This is a genomic window from Streptomyces sp., from assembly GCF_036566765.1.
In the GTDB taxonomy this organism is placed as follows: domain Bacteria; phylum Actinomycetota; class Actinomycetes; order Streptomycetales; family Streptomycetaceae; genus Streptomyces.
Genome location: NZ_DATCVQ010000083.1, coordinates 1 through 5,010 on the forward strand (window position 1 = coordinate 1; position 5,010 = coordinate 5,010).

Genomic DNA, 5,010 nt, shown 5'->3' on the forward strand with positions numbered 1-5,010 from the left:
CGCGCCGCCCAGCGCGCCGCTGACGACGCGCACCGCACCGCCCGCGCCCTGCGCGCCGAGCGCGCGGAGATCGCCGGCGCCCCTGAGAGCCTCCCGGAGGCGGACCCGGACGCCCCGCGCGTCGCGCTGCCGACCCTCCGCGAGGCGTACCGGGCTGCCTCCCAGCTGTACGAGAAGGTCGGCGTCGGCGCCGACCTGCGCGCCGAGCAGGCCCGCGCCGAGAGCGACGAGTCCGCCGCCCTCGCCGAACTGGACCGGCTCACCAACAAGGTCCGCACCCGCGCCGCACAGCTCCTGGAGTCCACCGACGGCGCCGACGGCCCGTCCCGCCAGGCCGCGGCCGCCCGCGCCGAGTCCCTCGTCCAGATGCTGGAGTCGCGGGCCACCGAGGCAAGCGAGAAGCTCGGCCGGCTGCGCGGCGAGGCCGAGCGCCTCGCCCCCGAGGACGGCGAGGCGCACACCGAGCTGCCCGAGGAGCAGGTCCCGGCCGACGCCGAGCAGGCCCAGACGCTGCTGCGCGGCGCCACTGCCGCACTCGCCGCCCGGACCGACGCCCTGGAGACCTCCCGCGCCGCGCACGCCGGCCTGCTCCACGCCCACCGCGCCGCCGAGGACGCGGCGGGCGGCTTCGACGAGACCTCGGCGCTCCTGCGCGACCAGCTCCGCGAGCACGCCGAAGAGGACCCGGAGCAGCCCGAGCCGTACCCGGGCGACCTGGAGGAGGCCCGCCGGACCGCCGCCGAGGCCCGCCGCTCGCTGCGCGGCTGCGCCGCCGACCTCTCGGGCGCCGAGGCGTCCGTGCGCGAGGCGAGCGACATCCTCGTCCGGCACGCCAACTCCACCCGGTACGAACAGGTCCGCACCCCCGCCCGGCAGCAGATCCGCGAACTGCCCGCGGCCGCGCTGCCCGAGCACGCCGCGAAGTGGGCGGAGGCCTTCGCGCCCCGGCTGCGCGTCCTCACCGACGAGCTGGCGCAGTTGGAGCGCAACCGGGACTCGATCGTCGACCGGCTGCGCGGACTGGTGGAGTCCGCGCTCACCACGCTCCGCTCGGCGCAGCGCCTGTCCCGGCTGCCCGAGGGCCTCGGCGAGTGGTCGGGGCAGGAGTTCCTGCGCATCCGATTCGAAGAGCCGGACCAGGCCACGCTCAGCGAGCGGCTCGGCGAGGTCGTCGACGAGGCGACCCGCGCGGCCGTCAAGAAGAACTCCGACCTGCGCCGGGACGGCATGTCCCTGCTGCTGCGCGGCGTCCAGGCGGCCCTCGAACCGCGCGGCGTCGCCGTGGAGATCCTCAAGCCGGACGCGGTGCTGCGCGCCGAGCGGGTGCCGGTCGGGCAGATGGGCGACGTCTTCTCCGGCGGCCAGCTGCTGACCGCCGCGATCGCGCTGTACTGCACGATGGCCGCGCTGCGCTCCAACGACCGGGGCCGGGACAAGCACCGGCACGCGGGCACGCTGTTCCTCGACAACCCGATCGGCCGCGCCAACGCCACGTACCTGCTGGAGCTCCAGCGGGCGGTCTCGGACGCGCTCGGGGTCCAGCTGCTCTACACCACCGGCCTGTTCGACACGACCGCGCTCGCGGAGTTCCCGCTGGTCATCCGGCTGCGCAACGACGCGGACCTGCGGGCCGGTCTGAAGTACATCAGCGTGGAGGAGCACCTGCGGCCCGGCCTGCCGCAGCCGAGCGCGGAGGGCGAGTCGGTGCACGGCGAGATCACGGCGACCCGCATGTTCCGCCGCTCGCTGACGGACCAGTCGCAGGCGCTCCCGCAGTCGGAGCAGGACCAGGAGCAGCCACGGTCGGAGCAGGACCAGGAGCAGCCACGGTCCGAGCAGGACCAGGAGCAGCCACGGTCCGCGCAAGAACAGCCGGCCGACGCCTGAGCCGAGCCCCCGGGTACGACGACGGCCCCGGCGCCCCTCCCAGGGCCCCGGGGCCGTCCCCGTCCCAACTCCGTCGCTACGCCGCCTCCGACAGCGCCTCCGCCGATATCGGCCTGACCGACTCCGCCCCCGAGGGCTCGGCCCCGCCCGCCCGCTTCGCCGCGCGCCGCGCCCGGCGTCGCTCGCGCCGCAGCTGGCGCGCCGTGCTGCTCGGTACGGACACCACGCCGTTGCGCTGGTTCCAGACCTGCCGGGTCACCCACACGTCCAGGACGCTCCAGGTGGCGACGACCGTGCTGCCCACGGACGTGAGCACCATCGGGAACGCCAGCCACGAACCCGTCAGCGTGCAGAAGAAGGCCACCATCGCCTGGACGAGCGTCACGGACGTGAGCAGGACGGCCCGTACGGCGGCCCTGCGCACCGGATCGGGCATCCGGCGCCGTCCCTTCTCGTCGTCCACCCACAGCTGCCGCGACTGCGCGTCGTACTCCATCGTGCCTGTCACTCCCCACCACCGAACGACTTCTGGGTGGCTGCCCGTTCTGCGCCGTTCCACACCGGTTCGCACATGTCGGGCCCTCCCTATCCGGAAGACGATCGAGAGGAGGGAAAGGTTTCCTCGCCGGGCTCATCCGGTCACACCGGAACGAATAATTCCAGCCATCTGTCGAGCAAGGGGAAATGACGCCCCAGCAGGTGGCCTGCGCCACACTGGCGAATCCCAACTCCCTGAATACCAGGACATCTCCTGATCAAGGGTCACTCGGTCGGCTGAAAATCGCCCGGACGCGCCTTCGGGTTGGCTGTGATGCAGTAGTAGGCTCGCGCCGCCGTTTGTGTTGAAGCCGATGGTTGACGCCCCGTGTTGACGCCGGGGCGTCGTGACGACGACGTGAGAACCCCCGCTCCGGGCGGGGGTCGAGCTGGGGGAGGCCATGCGCTTTCGCGGGAAGTCGATCCGCCGGAAGATCGTGGCGTTGCTGCTGGTGCCGCTCATCTCCCTCACCGGGCTGTGGGGCTTCGCGACGCTTCTCACCACCCGCGAGGCCGACCAGCTGCTCGACGTCGGCTACATCGTCCAGAAGGTCGGCTACCCGATCGAGGACACCGTTCGGGTGATCCAGCGGGAGCGCTATCAGTCCCTGGTCTATCTGGCCGATCCGCGCACCTCCGACGCGCTCGGCGAGCTGCGCAAGCAGCGCGAGGCCACCGACCGCATGATCGCCCAGATCCGGGACAACGCCGCCGACTCGGGGGTCCGCGAGGAGATGCGGCCCACCGCCGCGCAGCGCCTCAACTCCCTGCTCGAAGCGCTCGACGGGATCACGTCGCTGCGCCAGTCCGTGGAGCGGCGCAGCGTCGACCGGATCCAGGCGCTGGCCTTCTACAACCGGCTCGTCGACCCCTGCTACAGCTTCCTGATGGCGCTGCACGCCCTGGAGAGCGTGGAGATGGACAAGCAGGGCCGCGCCCTCGTCGGCGTGACCCGGGCCCGGGAGATGCTCGCCCGCGAGGACGCCCTCGTCGTCTCCGCCCTGATCGCCCGCCGGATCTCCGCCGCGGAGATCCGCGCGATCTCCGATCTCGTCGCGAACCGCAAGCAGTTCTACGAGGTCAACCTGGAGGTCCTGCCGGCCGACGACCGGCAGCGCTTCGAGCAGTACTGGAGCAGCCCGGCCACCGGACAACTGCGCGACGCCGAGGACGCGCTGATCGCCGCCGGACCCACCAAGAACCCGCGGGGCACCGACGCCGCCCGCTGGCAGGAGCTGGCCACTCCGGTCCTCGACGACCTCGCGCGCGAGAACACCGAGGCGGGCGACCGCTACCAGGACCGGATGCAGCCCGCCGCGTACAGCGTCCTGCTGAAGGCCGGCGTCGCCGGCATCCTCGGCTTCCTCGCCCTGCTCGTCTCGGTCATCGTCTCCGTGCGCATCGGCCGCGAACTGATCCGCGACCTGCGGCTGCTGCGCAAGGAGGCGCACGAGGTCTCCGGCGTCCGGCTACCCAGCGTCATGCGCCGCCTCGCCGCCGGCGAACACGTCGACGTCGAGACCGAGGTGCCGCGCCTGGAGTACGAGGGGGACGAGGTCGGTCAGGTCGGCCAGGCACTCAACACCCTGCAGCGCGCCGCCGTCGAGGCCGCCGTCAAGCAGGCCGACATGCGCCGCGGCGTCGCCGAGGTCTTCGTCAACCTCGCCCGCCGCAACCAGGTCCTGCTGCACCGCCAGCTCACCCTCCTCGACACCATGGAGCGGCGCACCGAGGACACCGAGGAGCTCGCCGACCTGTTCCGGCTCGACCACCTCACCACCCGCATGCGCCGGCACGCCGAGGGCCTGGTGATCCTCTCCGGCGCCGCCCCCTCCCGGCAGTGGCGCAAGCCCGTCCAGCTCATGGACGTCGTCCGGGCCGCGGTCGCCGAGGTCGAGGACTACGAGCGGATCGAGGTACGCCGGCTGCCCCGGATCGGCGTCGGCGGCCCCGCCGTCGCCGACCTCACCCACCTGATCGCCGAACTCCTGGAGAACGCCACGGTGTTCTCGCCGCCGCACACCGCGGTCCAGGTCCTCGGCGAACGCGTCGCCAACGGCTTCACCCTTGAGATCCACGACCGCGGCCTCGGCATGAACCCCGACGCCCTGCTCGACTCCAACCTCCGGCTCGCCGAGACCCCCGAGTTCGAGCTCTCCGACACCGACCGCCTCGGCCTCTTCGTGGTCAGCCGGCTGGCCCAGCGCCAGAACGTCCGCGTCTCGCTCCAGACCTCGCCCTACGGCGGCACGACGGCGGTGGTCTTCATCCCGGCCGCGCTGCTCACCGACGCCCCCGAGACGCAGGGGTCGGGCTTCCGCCTGGACCGCACGAGCCTGGAGCCCGCGCGGGGCGCCGAGCACGAGAAGGCCGGCGGTGACGTACCCGAACTGCCCGCCCGGCGCCCGGTGCTGACCAAGGTCCCGGACACCGCCCACCGCCCCTCCGGCCCGTCCCGCCACCCGGCCCCCTCGCTCCTGGAGGGCCCCATCGACGGCCCCGTGGAGCTGGAGGCACCCCTCGGCGGCGCCCCCTTCGACGAGCTCGCCGACACCTCCGCTGACCTGGAGGACACCGAGAGCGAAC

The 5,010-nt window shown here is 73.1% G+C and carries 2 protein-coding genes and 1 pseudogene; 2 read left to right on the top strand and 1 reads right to left on the bottom strand.

Annotated elements, in window-relative coordinates; translation table 11 throughout:
- Window positions 1–1,887 (top strand): annotated as a pseudogene (locus VIU94_RS04725) (hypothetical protein); the annotation flags it as partial.
- A 76-nt stretch (window positions 1,888–1,963) separates the two neighbouring features.
- Here the strand turns inward: VIU94_RS04725 and VIU94_RS04730 are convergent.
- Window positions 1,964–2,383: a hypothetical protein gene (locus VIU94_RS04730; RefSeq protein ID WP_331907843.1), complete on the bottom strand. Its 420-nt coding sequence runs from the start codon at window positions 2,381–2,383 to the stop codon at window positions 1,964–1,966.
- A gap of 442 nt (window positions 2,384–2,825) precedes the next feature.
- Between VIU94_RS04730 and VIU94_RS04735 the strand changes: the two genes are divergently transcribed.
- On the top strand, window positions 2,826–5,010 hold a 2,185-nt coding region (locus VIU94_RS04735; protein ID WP_331907845.1), incomplete at its 3' end, for a sensor histidine kinase.

Coding starts and splice junctions, on each gene's coding strand:
- VIU94_RS04730 (WP_331907843.1), bottom strand. CDS start 2,383: ATGGAGTACGACGCGCAGTCGCGGCAGCTGTGGGTGGACGACGAGAAG.